Raw genomic sequence first — 15,560 nt, 5'->3', positions numbered from 1 at the left:
TTTTTCGTGATCGGCTTTTCTGTTCTTGAGGGAGAAAAGGGCTTACATGGCGGGGGGAATTCAAGATCACACATAGGCTAACTCCGGCCGGGGATGATAACAGTGTTGATTATAGTACCCGATGGGATACGATTAAAATGATCCTAAAAAACGCATAGAAGCCGCCATCCCGTTGTGGATGGCGGCTTCCGCATGCTGCCCGCGAAGTTACTTGGCATGCTTCGGCTTCTTCGCCGGCTTCCGCGCTCTGCGCAGGAAGAAGGACAGAAGCAAGGCAATGATGGCAATCCAGGTTGCCACAATGAAGGCATCGTTGATCCCCTCGATGGTGCCTTTTTCGGAGACGATTCCGAATACGCTTTGTAATACCAAGCTGTAGCCTGTTTCTACAGGTACACCCGCCGTCGTGGATATACTCTGGCTCAGTGCTGCCAAATCCTCGCTTATGAAGGGATTATCCGCAGTGTAGTGATTGGCGGCATCAGCGATATGAGTGGTCGAACGGGTCGACATCACGGTAATGAGCAGCGCGGTTCCGATGGACCCGGCCACCTGCCGCATCGTATTGGACATGGCCGTACCGTGGGCGCCGAGGCGCGGCGGCAGCGAATTCAGACCCTCGGTCTGTACGGACATCATGATGAGCGACATGCCAAAACTCCGTATGGTATAGATGATCATCAGATGCGAGAAGGAGGTATCTGAGGTCAGCTTACTGAACTCAAACGTCATCACGGCGGTGATGAACAGTCCGACAATTGCCAGCGGTCTTGCCCCGATCTTATCGAAGATCGCGCCGGAGATCGGCGACATCACACCCATCAGTAAAGCGCCTGGCAGGAGGAGAAGGCCGGACTGAAGGGGTGTGAAGCCACGAATGTTCTGCAGATAGATCGGCAGCAGCAGCATCGCACCGAACATGACCATGTTAACAAGCCCGCCGACAATGGTAGAGACCGTAAAGATATCATATTTGAACACCCTGAACTCCAGCATTGGAACTTCTATTTTTAGTTCACGCAGGACGAACAGCATAATGAAGACAATTCCGACAAACAAGGAACCGAGTACGGTAAAGCTCTCCCAGCCCTTGTCTCCGGCGGAGCTGAAGCCGTATAACAGCATTCCGAAGCCAAGCGTAGAGAAAACCACACCCCAGAAATCGAACTTCGGCTTGGTGAGCTTGTTGACGTTGGTCAGCCATCTGAAGGCAAAAAGGATATCCAGCAGCGCCAGCGGAATGACCATGAGAAACAGGATCCGCCAGGTGTAATGTTCAACAATCCAGCCGGACAGCGTCGGCCCGAGGGCAGGTGCGAACATCATGGCAATCCCCATTGTGCCCATCGCGGTGCCTCTTTTTTCAGGTGGAAAGACCGTTAGGAATACGTTCATTACCACAGGCATAATAATCCCTGCGCCGCTGGCCTGAATAATCCGTCCAACGAGCATGAGCACGAAGGAATTACTAAGCGAGCACAGCACGGCACCGGCGGTAAACAGTCCCATGGCGGACATGAAGAGAGCCCTTGTTCCGTAAGAGTTAATCAAAAACGCCGTAACCGGCACCAGTACGCCGTTCACCAGCATATAGGCCGTGGACAGCCACTGGACGGTCGTAGCCGATACATTGAATTCATTCATCAAATGGGGGATGGCTACGTTCAGCAGCGTCTGGTTCAGAATGGAGATGAACGCTCCAAGCAGCAGCACGGTGAGCGTGCGTCCCATATGAAATTCTTTTTCCATGGCAGGACCTGCCCCCTCGCTAAATGTGAATTCGGACGGTAGCGTTCATGCCAGGGACAATTCCGAGACCTTTGTAGCCCTCAATCGTGATGATAATGGGCACGACCTGCGTCACTTTGGTGTAGTTGGCGTTGGAGTTTGTACTTGGAAACATAGAGAACGTCGAAGCAGTGGCCAGGCCGATCTGATCGATTTTGCCGGTGAGCGTTGTATCCGGAAAAGCATCTACATAGACATCAACCGTTTGACCAACCTTGATTTTATCCAGCTTGGTTTCTTCTATATTGGCTGAAATCCACAGATTATTCAGATTGAAGCCTCTGGCCAGCGAAGTCCCCGGTGCTACATAGGAATGAGGGATTGCCGTTTGTTGAACGATTGTAGAACTGAGCGGAACGGTAATATCAACCCGGGTGCCCTGAGCAGTTATACTCCCAACCACATCACCGGTTTTAAAATATTGACCGACCTGGGCATTCCAGGTGTCGAGCTTTCCAGCAGCTGGAGCAGCGATCGAAACGGCTTGTCCGGTAACCTGGGCATTGTCCGTTTTGACGTAGCTGGATGTCTGATTGTAATAGTAAATCGCCGCTCCGCCCAGTCCGAGCACAATAATGACGACGAGTACATTGACAAGAAGTGCGCGTGAGTTCATAACGTGTTGTCTCCTCCTAAATGGTTGCTATCTTTAGCCAATTACAGAGAGCATCCCCTAAACGGAGAATTCATATTCAGCTTCGTTTCTTTTTCGGATTCGCTAACTAGAGTACTGGATAAACGGAGATCTTCTGGGGATAAATAAGAAATCAAAGCATGGAAAAGGGGACATTCCGCATGAAAATATATGTGATTTATGATAGTGAGAATGGACATACCGAGGCGCTCGCGCGCTCTGTGATGGAGGGTGTAACCGCCGTAGACGGAGCCGAGGCCGAAATTTCCCACGTGAATGATGCTGATATCTACAAGCTGGAGGATATGGATGCGATTATTTGGGGCTGCCCGGGTCATTTCGGTACGATCAGCGCCGGGCTCAAAACCTGGATTGACCGTTTGGGATACCTGTGGGCACAGGGCAAGCTGGTTGGAAAGGTCGGGGGCGTATTTTGCACAACAGCTACCGTTCACGGTGGACTGGAGTCGACCCTGATCAACCTGATTACGCCGATGCTTCATAACGGCATGATTATTGTCGGACTGCCCGGGAATATTCCGGAAAATGCGTTATACGGATCATACTACGGTGTTGGCGTAACCTGCCCTGTAGAGCTGTCGGAGAATGATCCGAAGAACCTGCCAAGTGAAAATGATCTGATCCTCGGTCGTGCGTTAGGCAGACGGGTAGCTGAGGTAACCAAGCAGCTGGTTGCTTCAACTACGACAAGGTAGGGTGGATGCTATATGGTCATTGCTTTTGTTGTACTCGCCATTGTGGCGCTTATTTTTCTTTTTGTATATAACTCCCGTTTAACGAAGAGGTCAGGGAAACGTCCAGATGTCAGGGAGGAACCTGCAGCTTCCTCTGCTCCGCCCGCTGCGCCCTCAACCCCGGCACCTCCGGCTGATATAACTCCTGCTCCTCCAGTCGAGGCCCATGTAACGGTCGAACAAGAACAAAGAGTGATCGCACCGGAAGCTCCGGACAGAATCGCGCTGGAGGAGGCCGAGTCTGAAGCGCATCGGTCGGCCAGCGACGGTGATCGTGCCTATCGTGAAGCTCTTCGGAAGTTCGCAGGTCATACACCAGTGGAAGAAGAGAGCAGTCCGCCGCCTGTGAAGAAGCCTGATCCAAGCTCTGATGATGCCTATCGCGAGGCACTGCGCGCCATGATGAGGGATCAGGGAAAATAGGGAGGGGCTGGCAGGAATCATGAGTAGAGATAAAGCAGCCGTACCGGTCATCAGTCCGGAGGCTGTTTTTTCTTTGGCATTATTGAACATTTCATTGTCACTGGGCTGTAGCGGGTGTTATTTTAAGAGATAAGAAATTCTATATATATGATGCACGCCTCGGCGTGATTCAGCAGGCAGTGGGAGGAAATCATGACGGTAGTAACAACGGTCATCATTTGTCTTATTTTGATTGTGCTCGTGCTTTTAGGAGCCAGTATGTACTTCTATAATGTCGGGATCCGGCGCAGCAAAAAGGATTTTCTGGAGGAGGATCCCTCTCTTATTAAAGTGGATAACCCATGGGAGCATGAAGAGGAATGGTTGAAGAGCCAGCCGCTTGAAACGCTCCATATGCAGGCCGAGGACGGGCTTTCATTAACGGGCTATTACATTCCGTCCGCCGAGCCGTCGGATCGTACGGTAGTCCTGGTTCATGGATATTATAGTCAGGGTAGGGAAATGGGCGCTTTCGCCAAGCTCTATCATGAGATGGGCTTTCATGTGCTTATGCCCGATAATCGGGGCCATGGACAAAGCGGTGGAAGCTACATCGGTTTCGGCTGGCCGGATCGCCGGGACATTATCAAGTGGATCGGTTATGTTGTGAAGCGGAGTGGACCGCAGACGCAGATACTGCTGCATGGGGTCTCGATGGGCGGTGCCACGGTGCTCATGACCAGCGGGGAGAAGCTGCCGGAACAGGTCAAATGCATCGTATCGGACTGCGCCTATACATCGGTTCAAGATATCCTGACGTATCAGCTGAAGCAGATGTACAAGCTGCCGCCGTTTCCGCTGCTCCCCATTACGAGTCTGATGTGCAAGCTCCGTGCGGGCTACTTTTTTGGTGAAGGCTCGGCGCTTAGACAGGTGGCGAAGACAAAACTGCCCATTCTGTTCATTCACGGGGACAAGGATACATTTGTTCCGTTTGAAATGGTGAACCGCCTTGCGGCTGCTGCGGGAGGAGAGAAGGAGCTCTATGTGGTGTCCGGTGCGGTTCATGCGAATGCATATTTTATGGATAAAACGAGCTACCGTGAACGGATCGGCCGCTTTGCGGACCGTTATTTGGGCCTAGCTCGGGGCCAGCTGGATGACCGAGCGGTACCTGGCTATGGTGAGAGTGGAGCTAAGCTTGACGGATTCGGTACTGGAATCATATGAGCGATCGAAAATTAAAAAACCGGCATGCTGCTGTAATAATAAATGAACTAAAGAAAAACAAACTTTAGTTCAATTTATATAGCAGTGCCGGTTTTTTTTGTAGTCTTCAGAAAGGGTCAGATGGCCCGCTGGAACTGGCTGGAGTAAAGCTCATAATAATAACCCTTGGCCTCCAGCAGCTCATGATGGCTGCCCTGCTCGGCAATGCAGCCGTCACGGATAAAGAGAATGCGGTCTGCATCCTGAATCGTGCTCAGGCGGTGGGCAATCACGAAGCTGGTCCGGCCCTTCATCAGCGTCTTCATCGCATCCTGTACATGCATTTCCGTACGGGTATCCACGCTGCTGGTCGCTTCATCCAGAATAAGGATCGCCGGATCGGCCAGGATCGCGCGGGCAATGGTCAGGAGCTGCCGCTGACCGTGGCTGATATTGCTGCCTTCCGCAGCCAAGACGGTATCATAACCCTCTGGAAGACGGGTAATGAATCGGTCCGCATTCGCAAGCCTGGCAGCCGTTTCCACCTCTTGATCGGTTGCATCGAGCCTTCCGAAGCGGATGTTCTCCCGGATGCTGCCGGAGAATACATATGCATCCTGAAGCACAATCCCTACTTTGGAACGCAGGCTATTCTTATCCGTTTCTTTGATGCTCTGTCCATCGATGCAGATATCCCCTTCATCAATCTCGTAAAAGCGGGTCAGCAGATTGACGATGGTCGTCTTGCCCGCACCGGTCGGACCAACGAGCGCGATCATATCACCTGGTGCGGCCTCGAATGATACTTGCTTAAGTATTGGAGTTTCCGGATTGTAGCCGAAGGATACCTGTTGGAATTCAACATGCCCCTGTACGGTGTCGAGCTTCGCAGCATGGGAGCTCTGATCCTCGTATTCGGTTTTCAGATCAAACACCTCAAACACGCGCTCGGCCCCTGCGATTGCTGACTGCATCAGGTTAAACTGGTTGGCCAGCTCCGTAATCGGCCGTCCAAATTGCTTGGAGTAGTTAAGAAAGCTGACGATAATACCCACGCTGGTATGTCCGTTGAACGCCATCCAGCCACCAATGGCGGCAATGAGGGCAAAGCTTAAATTATTCACCATGTTCATAACGGGGCCGACCAAGCCGGAAACAATCTGCGCTTTGATGCCGACACGGTTCAGATTGCGGTTGATGCTTTGGAATTGCTGGATTACAACAGGTTCACGGCGGAAAAGCTTGACGATCTTCTGTCCGCTGATCGTTTCCTCGATATAGCCGTTCAGCTCGCCCAAATGCTGCTGCTGCGATTTGAAATACTTGCGGGTCACACGGGTGATCCGCTTTGTTGCCAGCAGGACGAGGGGAATGCTGATCATGCTCACCAGAGTAAGGGAAAGATTCAGCTTCAGCATAATGACCAGAGAACCAGCCAGCATAATCAGGCTGTTCAGCAGCTGCGTGACGCTTTGGTTGAGGGAATTGGATACATTCTCAATATCATTGGTCGTCCGGCTCATCAGTTCACCTGTATGATGGGTGTCGAAGAACCGCAGCGGCAGCTGCTGATATTTATCGAACAAATCATGCCTGAGCTCTAATACCGTTCGCTGCGAGACGCCTGTCATGACGTACACCTGAACCCAGGAGACAAGGCTTCCCAGCACATAGATGCCGATCATCAGCAGACACAGAGACAGGAAACCCTCATGTTTATTCGGCATAATAAATTGATCAATTGCTTTCCCGATGAGAAAGGGACCGATCAATGCAATGACAGAGCTCAGAATGGTGGAGATATATACCGTAATCAGCCCCCAGCGCTGCCGGTTCAAATAGGACCATAACCGCTTCAGCGTAGCAGATGCCTGCTTGGGCTTTGCTTTATTCATGACTATGGGGCCGGGGCCACCCGGTCCCCTACCCATCATGGGAGGCACACCGCCCCCGGAGGGGCTGGGAATCCCGGATTTAGTTGGCTGTGGCATGTGGATGATCCTCCTTCCGCTGAGACCGGTAAATATCCTGATAAATTTCACTGCTCTGCAGCAGTTCATCATGCGTCCCTTGCGCGGCAATGGATCCGTTCTCCAGTACAAGGATCTGATCGGCTTCCATGACGGAGGAGATCCGCTGGGCAATGATAATGTTCGTACTATCCTTCATCAGGGTTTTAAACGCAAGCTGGATGCGTGATTCTGTCCCTACATCTACAGCACTTGTACTATCGTCAAGTATTAAGATCCGCGGCTTGACCAGCAGCGCGCGGGCGATGGATAAGCGCTGCTTTTGACCGCCGGACAGATTTACGCCCTTCTGTCCCATAATGGTGTCGTATCCATCCGGCGTTTGCATAATAAATTCATGTGCCTGAGCTGCTTTAGCCACTTGAACCACTTCGTCAAACGAGGCATCGGGACGGCCATAGCGGATGTTATCGATGATTTTGCCGCTGAACAGAACCGATTGCTGCAGCGTCATGCCAATCATCCCGCGCAGCTCATCCAGCGGGATATCGCGGACGTCGCAGCCGTCAATCCGGACATGGCCGCCTGTCGCCTCATAGAGACGCGGAATCAGATGGACCAGGGAGGACTTGCCTGAACCGGTTTCACCCAGAATGGCGGTTGTTTGGCCGGGATTCGCCTTGAAACTGATGTGTTTCAGAATAAGCTCCCTTGGATTCTGCTCATGCTGCATCCCATAGCCAAAGGAAACATCATAGAATTCAACCTCTCCGGTCCATGATGTCCGCTGCTCTCGAATGACTTCCGGATCATGAATATCCGGCTCGGTATCGAAGATTTCCTGAATCCGGTCGGCCGATACTTTAGCACGCGAGATGAAAGTCAGCATGTTGGTGATCATCAGCATGGCGAACAGCAGCTGAGTCACATAATTGATAAATGCGATCAACTCTCCCGAGGATAGCGAACCTCCTAAAGTGAGCCTGCCCCCAAACCATAATACAGCGACGATACTCAGGTTAAGGATCAACGTCATCACCGGCATATTCAATGCCAACAGCCGGGTTGCCCTGATGGCGATCCCCGTGTAGGCTTGGTTGGCTTCGGCGAAACGCCCGCGCTCATAATCGGAACGCACAAAGGCTTTCACGACACGAATGCCGGACAGATTTTCCTGAAGCACATTGTTCACGCCATCGAGCATGGCCTGCACCTTCGTAAACAAAGGGAAAGACCGCCGGATGAGCACCAGCAAAAATACAAATAACAGCGGTATCGATATGAGCAGAATCAGCGTCAAACGCGGGCTCATCACGAGGGCCATGATAAAGCTGCCGATAAATAGCAGCGGTGATCGGATGCTGCGCAGCATCATTTGAACAAAAGTCTGCACCTGAACAACGTCATTGGTCAGCCTGGTAATCAGCGAGCCGCTCTTCAGCTCATCGATATGGCGAAAAGAAAAGGTTTGTATCTTGTTAAACAAGCTGTTTCTCAAGTCCATGCTGACATTTTGAGAGGCGTAGCTTGAAAAGACCGTGCAGCCCACACCACCGAGCAGACCGATCAGGGCAACACCAAGCATGAGCAGCCCCGTATGCTGGATATAGGCGAGGTCGCCCGCAATAATTCCTTTATTCACAATGCTTGCCATCAGGGCCGGAAGCAATAAATCCATAGATACCTCCAGCAGCATGAACAGCGGTGCCAAGATTACGGAGGTTTTGTAAGGACGCAGGTATGCTCTCAGTTTCCACATGTTCTCACCTCACTCCGTATCTTGATGATGGGGAGCAGACGGGGCAGAAGTGGACGGGTCTTTTGCAGAAGGATTTTCAATTTCACGAAGTTCAAAGGTATGGATGTATTCCTGCATCATTTGGTCAACAGCCTTCAGTTCACCGGTTATAATGGGGACAATGGATTGGAATTCCGGCTTGCCGAGCTGCTGCATTAACGTATCCCGCTGCACCTGCAGACGTTCCAGAAACATGAGCACACGTCCACGACGGAAGGTCTGGGCACTGTGGAAATTGCGTGCATGTTCGTCCTCAACACCATCCTCTCTTCGTCCCCGCCGGTCATGGTCATGTCTTCCGTGTCCGCCGCGGCGTCCTCCACGTCCACCATGATCTTTAACCTCGTCTGTTCCTTGTCTTGCCTCTGTATGATCTTCCCTCATAATTGTCACTCCTTCAAAGTGTATACAAATGCATACGCTTTTTAACTTGTATACAAATGTATACGCCGATGACTTGTTTTGTCAATGCGGAAGATGAGTAATTTTTCCGGAAAATAAAATAGGCATAACTTGTATAATACCTGTTTTGAATTTGTTATAATGACACCAACAAATTAGTCTAACAAATTCACATCCGAATCACCATAATTTGAGTCGCAAGGAGAGCCTTGGAGATGAAGGAGAACCGGCGTCTGAACCCGCGCTGGCGGCTGAGTGACATGAGTATGGAACGGCGGCTGCTGCTGGTTTTTATTATCATCATTATTCTTCCGTTGTCTGTGATCAGCCTGATTTCTTATAATAGTTATTCACGCTCAATTCAGGAAAATACGGTTCTCTACTCACGGAATATGATCGGCCAGATGATGGAGAGGGTGGATGATTATATCGAGGATATGAAGCGGATTTCGTCCATTCCCGCCTACATTGACGATATCAAGCTCAATCTGGTGCGTTCCAATGAATATCATGAGCAGAGGCAGCAGGTTGTAGGCAAGGACGGCAGTAATACGTACCCGAATGATTTTGATCTGCAGCTGTCCATCCAGCGGGGGATCGAGGGAAATATCGCGTTTATCAACAATATTAAAAGAGGAGCAAATTCGGTCTATATCTTCGATCAATACGGTAACGGATATTATTCCAGCAAGGACGGCGCTGTAAGGCTGGATATAGCAGACAGCTACAAGCTCTGGATGGACAAAGTGGCCGCCACGCATGGTGAAGCGCTTCTGTTCAGCACTCAGGAATACCGGAGTAATCTGAAGAGTACTCGTTATGCTTTTACGGTTGTCCGCAAAATCCTTGACCGTTCCTTGAATCCCATCGGACTGATAGCGGTAGACGCGAATATCAGCGTGATCGTGGATCAAGTGGTGGAGCTCGATAAGGTAACCCGGGGAACCTCGCTGATTATTGATGAACAGGGGGATGTGATATATGACAGCGGCCGTAAAATGCTGGCGATCAACGCATCCGGTAACCCGGTGGTGCTTAAGGCAAAAGGAACCAGCGGCAGCTTCTATGATACAGTGGATGGCAAACGCCAGCTGTACATATACTCCACATCTCCGCTGACGAAGTGGAAGGTGATTATTCAGATTCCGGTCAAGGAGCTCACGAAGGAGGCGGATGTGACCCGCAATGTGACGCTTCTGGCCACACTGTTTATCATAGGTGTTGCACTGCTCGCCTCTATCATTCTGTCCTTTGCATTTACTAAGCCGATGAAGAAAATGATCGGGCTGATGCGGAGAGTGCAGGCAGGGGATTTAAGCGTCAAGTTTAAGGTCAAACACCGTGATGAGATCGGGCAGCTGGGCAACCAGTTCAATCGCATGCTCAGCCGGATTCAGCAATTAATCCACGATATCTACCAAATCGAGAGCCAGAAGAAGGAAGCAGAGATGCAGGCGCTGCAGAGCCAGATCAACCCCCATTTTGTCTACAACACGCTGGAGACGATCCGGATGACGGCTGAGCTGAATGATGACACGGATGCAGCCGACATGATCTCTATTTTGGGCAAAATGCTGCGTTACAGCATCGGTGGCAAAATTCAAGACGAGGTTCCTCTGCGAGAGGAGATCGATCATGTCATTCATTATGTACAGCTGCTGAATTATCGGTATCCGAACCGGTTTGAGCTTCATCTGGATATACCTGAGCCACTCATGAGATACGCAATTATCCGCCTGCTGTTCCAGCCGATCGTGGAAAACGCGGTTTATCATGGATTGGATGATCTCAAGCTTAAGATGAATATATGGATAGAGGCGGAAATGACGCCGCGACTGACGCGTATGACAATCCGTGATGATGGCTGCGGTATGGATGAAGGATCGCTCGAGGCGCTAAATCAGTCGCTGCAGGCTACGGCGGCTCCGCGAAGGGAAGGCAATGGTGGCATTGGCCTGCGGAATGTTCATGAACGAATCCGTCTGCAGTATGGCAGTGCGTACGGGATGAGAGTATTCAGCCGCCTGGGAGCGGGCACTGAGGTTGTGATTGAGCTGCCGCCGCTGGGTACAAAGCCGGTATTGCTCGAAAGCAGCCCGGATGATCACGGGGGGAATGGTCATTGATAAAAAAATGGAACCGCTGGCTGCTCATAGGCGTTCTGCTGTTGTGTCTGCCTGCCGCAGCCGGCTGCAGGGAAACGTCGCAGGCAAACCCGAAGGCTGAACCGGCCAAGGGTATTCCGCATGCGGGCGGACAGATGAGCGGAACGATCCATGTCATGACAAACAGGGTAGATTTGATCGAAAGCGGCGTTCTGGAGAAGTACGCTGAACATTTCGAGCAAAAGTATCCCGGTGCCAAGGTAGAGTTTGAAGGCATTACGGATTACACCAATGATGTCATGGTACGGCTGTCAACGAGGGATATTGGGGATGTGCTTCTGCTTCCGGTCAGTATTGCCAATAAGGACCTGCCCAGCTATTTTGAACCGTTGAACGAATCGATGTTCGAGCATGTACGCTTTCCGGATTTCAAATCCTATAATGGAGTGAGATACGGAATCGCCACGGGAAGCAGCACGATCGGAATTGTGTATAATAAGAAATCCTTTGCCAAGGCTGGTATCCATGAGGTGCCTGGGACCTTGGACGCTTTTTATGAAGCATGCGCCAAGCTGAAAGCGGCTGGGATGATTCCGCTGTATATGAATTATGGTGCCAAATGGCCTCTCCAGCAATGGGGGGAGAACATGGTGAACTACATGACCGGTTCGTCAGACGCGCTGAATAATATGGTGAATGAAGATGAGCCTTTTCAGCTGGATAATCCATGGGGACAGGCGGTGGGCATCGCCAAAACGCTGATTAACCGGGGGTATGTGGAGGATCATTTGTTTTCAAACAGCTGGGAAATCTCCAAGAGCAAAATCGCCTCCGGCGATTCGGCCATGTATTTTCTGGGGAACTGGGCGATCCAGCAGGTTATTGATGCCGGAGCGAATCCGGAGGACATTGGATTTTTTCCGTTTCCCTATGATAATAACAAGCAGCATTACGCGCCTCTGACGCCCGACTGGTTCATTGGCGTAAGCAAATTCAGCACCAATAAAGAGCTGGCCCGCGCTTGGATCGAATTTTATGTCAAAGAATCAGGGTATGTGAATGACTCCGGTTTTTTACCTGTAGATACAACACAAAAAACGACGATGCCGCAGTTTCAGGAGTTTCTGTCCTATAAGCCCGAGCTTGTGGAGAATAAGCAGCAGACGGATGAGTTCATTGAACTGGCGAACAAAGCAGGGATCTCCTTTTGGTCAGGCGACTATATTCAGGAACTGATTGCTTCCCCCGATCTGGGTAAGGCCTTCGAGGATTTGAACCGAAGATGGGAGCAGGCAAGAAGGAATTCAAAAATATAAACAACGGGGCATGGAGAGAAACAAATGGATGTCATCGTGAGGTAAAAACTATTTGAATCCATGCCACTTGAGGTGAGGAAAAAATGGCTAAGAAGATAACTATGCAGCAAATTGCCGACCATCTGGGCGTGTCTAAATTCGTCGTATCCAAAGCGTTGTCCGGCAAAGGCGGTGTCAACGAGATGACGAAGGAGAGGGTGATTCAGGCCGCATCCCAGCTTGGATATTTTTCGCAAAAAAATGCCTATATGAGAACCGTAAAAACGGAGCGGCCTTCACCGAAAACAGGCGGGAAGCAATCCGTCATCGTACTGATGCCTAATATCCGCTTTCAGACGAAGGATTCTCTTTATTGGGGCAAGATTCTAGAGGGGATTTCCAGCAGTCTTGAAGACCTGGGCCTTGGAATGGTAATTATTTCGGAGCAGAGCGTCGATAACTTCGTGAACATCCTGAATCCGGACGGGATCATGGGGCTGATTGGAGTAGGCCAAATTTCAACGCCGTTATTGCTGGAGGTGCACCGGATGGGATTGCCGATTGTTCTGGTAGACATGGAGGATCCGCTTATCCCTTCGGATACGATCTTTGTGAATAACATGGATGCGATGGCGAGACTGACCAATCATCTGATTGGAATCGGGCACAACCGGCTGCAGTTCATTGGCAATGACCGCTTTTCCCGGAGCTTCCGCGACCGTCATATCGGATTTAAGATCACGCTGGACGAGCATGGACTGAGTCCGGCAGTTCAGGAGGGATTCGTGCTGCAGCTGCAGGAGCTGGAGAAGGGCGACGTTGAAAGTGAGATCAGAAGCTGGGTTTCACGAAAGCTCAAGACCAAATCGATGCCTACAGCTCTAGTTTGCGCCAATGACTCTATTGCTGTTACGGCATTAAGGGTGCTTAACGAGCTTGGTGTGAAGGTGCCTGCTGAAGTATCCGTTACCGGCTTTGACAACATTGAGGATTCACCGCAGGGTGGATCGCGTCTCACAACGGTTCATGTCCCCAAGGAAGCATTGGGCCGTCGTGCAGTACAGAAGCTGCTGGAGCGGATTGAGCGTTTTCATGAGCCGATGGAGAAGATTCTGCTCGCAGGGGATATTGTTTACCGTGATTCAACCGCAGCAGCCCCGGGTAGCCAGGCTTCGGCAGAATAGAGGCAGGGCTCGTGGATACCTTGAAGTCTATGATCGTAAAGAAAAGCACCCCTGATTGGCAGGGGTGCTTTTTATTTTAGACAAGGGAATCAATTTCATAATACCTTAAGTCGCTTCAATCAAGGCTATATATAGATCCAAACGGTTTTATTGGTCTATATATAGTTTCAATATTATCGTTTTAGTGAGTTGTGAAATGGATTAAAGTGGAGGTCGTTTGCTTATTTCGTTTCGATGATCAACGGGACAAGCTGCTGCTTGTCTACATCCACCAGACCCAGGTCAGTGATCTTCGCCTGCGGAATGACCGGAAGCGTGACGACGATCATGCGGTGAATCGGATTTTTGCCAGGCATGATTTCGGCCTGAATGATATCGATGAATTCCTTGATCTTCGGAGCAAAGGTTTCGCCTTCCTCCAGGCTCATGATGCCTGCGAGCGGGAGCGGCAGGAATGCGATCACTTCGCCGTCCTTGACGGCAATCATACCGCCGTGACGCTTGCGGAGCTCATTGGCTGCAATAACCATATCTTCCGTGTTCACGCCGAGCACGGTCAGATGATGGCTGTCATGGGCTACGGTTGTTGCCACGGCTCCGGCGATGATTCCGAAGCCTGCGAGAAGCCCGAGTGCCTTGTTGTCGTTCAGTCCATGACGATGCCATACGGCTACGCGATTCAGCGGCCCTTTATGGCCATCATAGCTTTCAGGAACGAGCTGTCCGTCTTTTACAGGCAGCACGGTTTCGATGAATCCGGTTGGAAGACCCGGTGCAAAGTCATATTCGATCACGCGTACACGGGCTTCCGAAGCGTGGGGATCCTCGACATGAAGATGCAGATCCTCTTCATGGATCTCAGGCAAATGCACGGTTTGCAAATATTCCTGAGGAGGCTCCAGATGCTGTTGGCGCTCGGTCAATTTGCCTTCCTTGACGATCGTCTTGCCTCCGATGAATACATCGGATACGTTCATGGACTCAAGTGCATCCACGAGTACGATATCAGCGAGACGTCCAGGAGCGATGGCTCCAATATCCTTGCGGTTCAACCGGTTTGCAGCGTTCAGTGTGGCATAACGGATCGCATCGACTGCCGGAATTCCTTCCTCGATGGCACGTACCACCACATGGTTGATATGACCGCGCTCGATCAGGTCGGATGCCAGCACATCATCCGTACATAGCGTTACGTTAGGCAGATAACCTTTGCCGACAATCGCTTTGGCTACCTCCGCCATATTCAGGGAGAAGGAGCTTTCGCGGATATCGACGATCATGCCGGCGCGAAGCTTCGCAATGGCTTCTTCCATGGTGCGGCATTCATGATCCGAGTCGGGACCAGCCACCAGGTAGGCGGATAAGTCACGCCCAACGACGGTTGGCGCATGACCCTGAGGGATTTTGCCGGCGCGCTTGTTCGCTTCGAGAATGCCCATCATGCGGGGATCCTCGTGGATGACCCCATGATAGTTCATGACCTCGGCTACGCCATCAATTCCATCCCAGGTCAGCATGCGCTCAATCACTTCAGGTGTGAACTCAGCGCCAGCGGTTTCAACTGCAGGTGCTGATGGAACACAGGAAGGTGCAAGCGTCATGACACGCAGATCCAGCACCTTGCTGGCTTCCACCATGTAGCGGACGCCTTCTTCACCAAGGATGTTTCCAATTTCATGCGGATCCGTGACAATTAATGTGGTTCCATGTGGAAGTACCGTTTCGGCATAATGAGCTGGTGTCAGCATGCTGCTCTCAATGTGCAAATGCGTGTCAATGAGACCCGGCACGGCGAATTTGCCTTGTCCATCGATTGACGCTGCAGCTTCAAGCTCGGTTTCACCCGGTGCGGTGACATGGACAATCGTACCGTCCACAATGCCAATGGCTGCCGGATAAATTTCGCCGGTGAATACGTTGACCAACTGGATGTTGTTAATAGCCAGATCTAGTGGATGATCGCCGCGTGCTGCGGCAATAAGTTTGTTGTTCATGATGATCGATCTCCTTTTTCCAGA

General features: G+C 51.0%; 12 protein-coding genes. 6 read left to right on the top strand and 6 right to left on the bottom strand.

Going from position 1 to position 15,560, the window contains the following annotated elements:
* Nucleotides 1–207: 207 nt before the first annotated feature.
* Together E6W40_RS19355 and E6W40_RS19350 are read right to left on the bottom strand one after the other, a co-directional pair.
* Nucleotides 208–1,749 (bottom strand): DHA2 family efflux MFS transporter permease subunit, encoded by a 1,542-nt coding sequence (locus E6W40_RS19355; protein ID WP_136607269.1) that lies wholly within the window; start codon nucleotides 1,747–1,749, stop codon nucleotides 208–210.
* Between the two features lie 19 nt (nucleotides 1,750–1,768).
* A complete protein-coding gene (locus tag E6W40_RS19350; RefSeq protein WP_136607268.1) occupies nucleotides 1,769–2,404 on the bottom strand; it encodes an HlyD family secretion protein in 636 nt (211 codons plus the stop codon).
* A gap of 179 nt (nucleotides 2,405–2,583) precedes the next feature.
* Here E6W40_RS19350 and E6W40_RS19345 point away from each other — a divergent pair, with 179 nt between their 5' ends.
* The 3 genes from E6W40_RS19345 (at nucleotide 2,584) to E6W40_RS19335 (ending at nucleotide 4,809) form a co-directional block, all read left to right on the top strand.
* Entirely contained in the window at nucleotides 2,584–3,138 is a 555-nt protein-coding gene (locus E6W40_RS19345) for an NAD(P)H-dependent oxidoreductase (protein ID WP_136607267.1), read from the top strand.
* Nucleotides 3,139–3,150: 12 nt separating this feature from the next.
* Nucleotides 3,151–3,600: a hypothetical protein gene (locus E6W40_RS19340; protein ID WP_136607266.1), complete on the top strand. Its 450-nt coding sequence runs from the start codon at nucleotides 3,151–3,153 to the stop codon at nucleotides 3,598–3,600.
* A gap of 192 nt (nucleotides 3,601–3,792) precedes the next feature.
* Complete coding sequence (locus tag E6W40_RS19335) at nucleotides 3,793–4,809, top strand: alpha/beta hydrolase (RefSeq protein ID WP_136607265.1); 1,017 nt, start codon at nucleotides 3,793–3,795, stop codon at nucleotides 4,807–4,809.
* 116 nt (nucleotides 4,810–4,925) lie between these two features.
* Here the strand turns inward: E6W40_RS19335 and E6W40_RS19330 are convergent, their stop codons facing one another.
* The 3 genes from E6W40_RS19330 to E6W40_RS29765 are packed head-to-tail and all read right to left on the bottom strand — an operon-like array spanning nucleotide 4,926 to nucleotide 8,940.
* The gene (locus E6W40_RS19330; protein WP_136607264.1) at nucleotides 4,926–6,779 is read right to left on the bottom strand and encodes an ABC transporter ATP-binding protein; all 1,854 of its coding nucleotides are present in this window, start codon (nucleotides 6,777–6,779) and stop codon (nucleotides 4,926–4,928) included.
* Nucleotides 6,763–8,517: an ABC transporter ATP-binding protein gene (locus E6W40_RS19325; protein ID WP_136607263.1), complete on the bottom strand. Its 1,755-nt coding sequence runs from the start codon at nucleotides 8,515–8,517 to the stop codon at nucleotides 6,763–6,765. The genes E6W40_RS19330 and E6W40_RS19325 overlap by 17 nt, the downstream gene beginning before the upstream one ends.
* Before the next feature lie 9 nt (nucleotides 8,518–8,526).
* Nucleotides 8,527–8,940 carry a hypothetical protein gene (locus E6W40_RS29765; RefSeq protein WP_211147054.1) on the bottom strand — a complete coding sequence of 138 codons (414 nt, stop codon included), beginning with the start codon at nucleotides 8,938–8,940 and terminating at the stop codon, nucleotides 8,527–8,529.
* 233 nt (nucleotides 8,941–9,173) lie between these two features.
* Between E6W40_RS29765 and E6W40_RS19315 the strand changes: the two genes are divergently transcribed.
* The 3 genes from E6W40_RS19315 to E6W40_RS19305 all read left to right on the top strand — a co-directional run bounded on the left by E6W40_RS19315 (nucleotide 9,174) and on the right by E6W40_RS19305 (nucleotide 13,542).
* Nucleotides 9,174–11,084 carry a cache domain-containing sensor histidine kinase gene (locus E6W40_RS19315; RefSeq protein WP_136607262.1) on the top strand — a complete coding sequence of 637 codons (1,911 nt, stop codon included), beginning with the start codon at nucleotides 9,174–9,176 and terminating at the stop codon, nucleotides 11,082–11,084.
* On the top strand, nucleotides 11,081–12,379 hold the full coding sequence (locus E6W40_RS19310; protein WP_246073108.1) for an ABC transporter substrate-binding protein: 1,299 nt from the start codon (nucleotides 11,081–11,083) through the stop codon (nucleotides 12,377–12,379). Before E6W40_RS19315 ends, E6W40_RS19310 begins: the two co-directional genes overlap by 4 nt.
* An 83-nt stretch (nucleotides 12,380–12,462) precedes the next feature.
* The gene (locus E6W40_RS19305) at nucleotides 12,463–13,542 is read left to right on the top strand and encodes a LacI family DNA-binding transcriptional regulator (protein ID WP_136607261.1); all 1,080 of its coding nucleotides are present in this window, start codon (nucleotides 12,463–12,465) and stop codon (nucleotides 13,540–13,542) included.
* 221 nt (nucleotides 13,543–13,763) lie between these two features.
* Here E6W40_RS19305 and ade read toward each other — a convergent pair whose 3' ends face one another.
* A complete protein-coding gene (gene ade, locus E6W40_RS19300; protein WP_136607260.1) occupies nucleotides 13,764–15,536 on the bottom strand; it encodes an adenine deaminase in 1,773 nt (590 codons plus the stop codon).
* Between the last annotated feature and the right edge of the window lie 24 nt (nucleotides 15,537–15,560).

This window comes from Paenibacillus dokdonensis (assembly GCF_004916975.1).
GTDB classification, from domain to species: domain Bacteria; phylum Bacillota; class Bacilli; order Paenibacillales; family Paenibacillaceae; genus Paenibacillus_AQ; species Paenibacillus_AQ dokdonensis.
Note: the sequence above shows the minus strand (reverse complement) of the source record. Positions and strands in the feature narration are given on the sequence as shown.

Excerpts from the sequence above, each read along its gene's own strand:
- E6W40_RS19340 (WP_136607266.1), top strand. The coding sequence starts at position 3,151 with ATGGTCATTGCTTTTGTTGTACTCGCCATTGTGGCGCTTATTTTTCTT.
- E6W40_RS19350 (WP_136607268.1), bottom strand. The coding sequence starts at position 2,404 with ATGAACTCACGCGCACTTCTTGTCAATGTACTCGTCGTCATTATTGTG.
- E6W40_RS19355 (WP_136607269.1), bottom strand. The coding sequence starts at position 1,749 with ATGGAAAAAGAATTTCATATGGGACGCACGCTCACCGTGCTGCTGCTT.
- E6W40_RS19335 (WP_136607265.1), top strand. The coding sequence starts at position 3,793 with ATGACGGTAGTAACAACGGTCATCATTTGTCTTATTTTGATTGTGCTC.
- E6W40_RS19315 (WP_136607262.1), top strand. The coding sequence starts at position 9,174 with ATGAAGGAGAACCGGCGTCTGAACCCGCGCTGGCGGCTGAGTGACATG.
- E6W40_RS29765 (WP_211147054.1), bottom strand. The coding sequence starts at position 8,940 with ATGAGGGAAGATCATACAGAGGCAAGACAAGGAACAGACGAGGTTAAA.
- E6W40_RS19305 (WP_136607261.1), top strand. The coding sequence starts at position 12,463 with ATGGCTAAGAAGATAACTATGCAGCAAATTGCCGACCATCTGGGCGTG.
- E6W40_RS19345 (WP_136607267.1), top strand. The coding sequence starts at position 2,584 with ATGAAAATATATGTGATTTATGATAGTGAGAATGGACATACCGAGGCG.
- E6W40_RS19330 (WP_136607264.1), bottom strand. The coding sequence starts at position 6,779 with ATGCCACAGCCAACTAAATCCGGGATTCCCAGCCCCTCCGGGGGCGGT.
- ade (WP_136607260.1), bottom strand. The coding sequence starts at position 15,536 with ATGAACAACAAACTTATTGCCGCAGCACGCGGCGATCATCCACTAGAT.
- E6W40_RS19325 (WP_136607263.1), bottom strand. The coding sequence starts at position 8,517 with ATGTGGAAACTGAGAGCATACCTGCGTCCTTACAAAACCTCCGTAATC.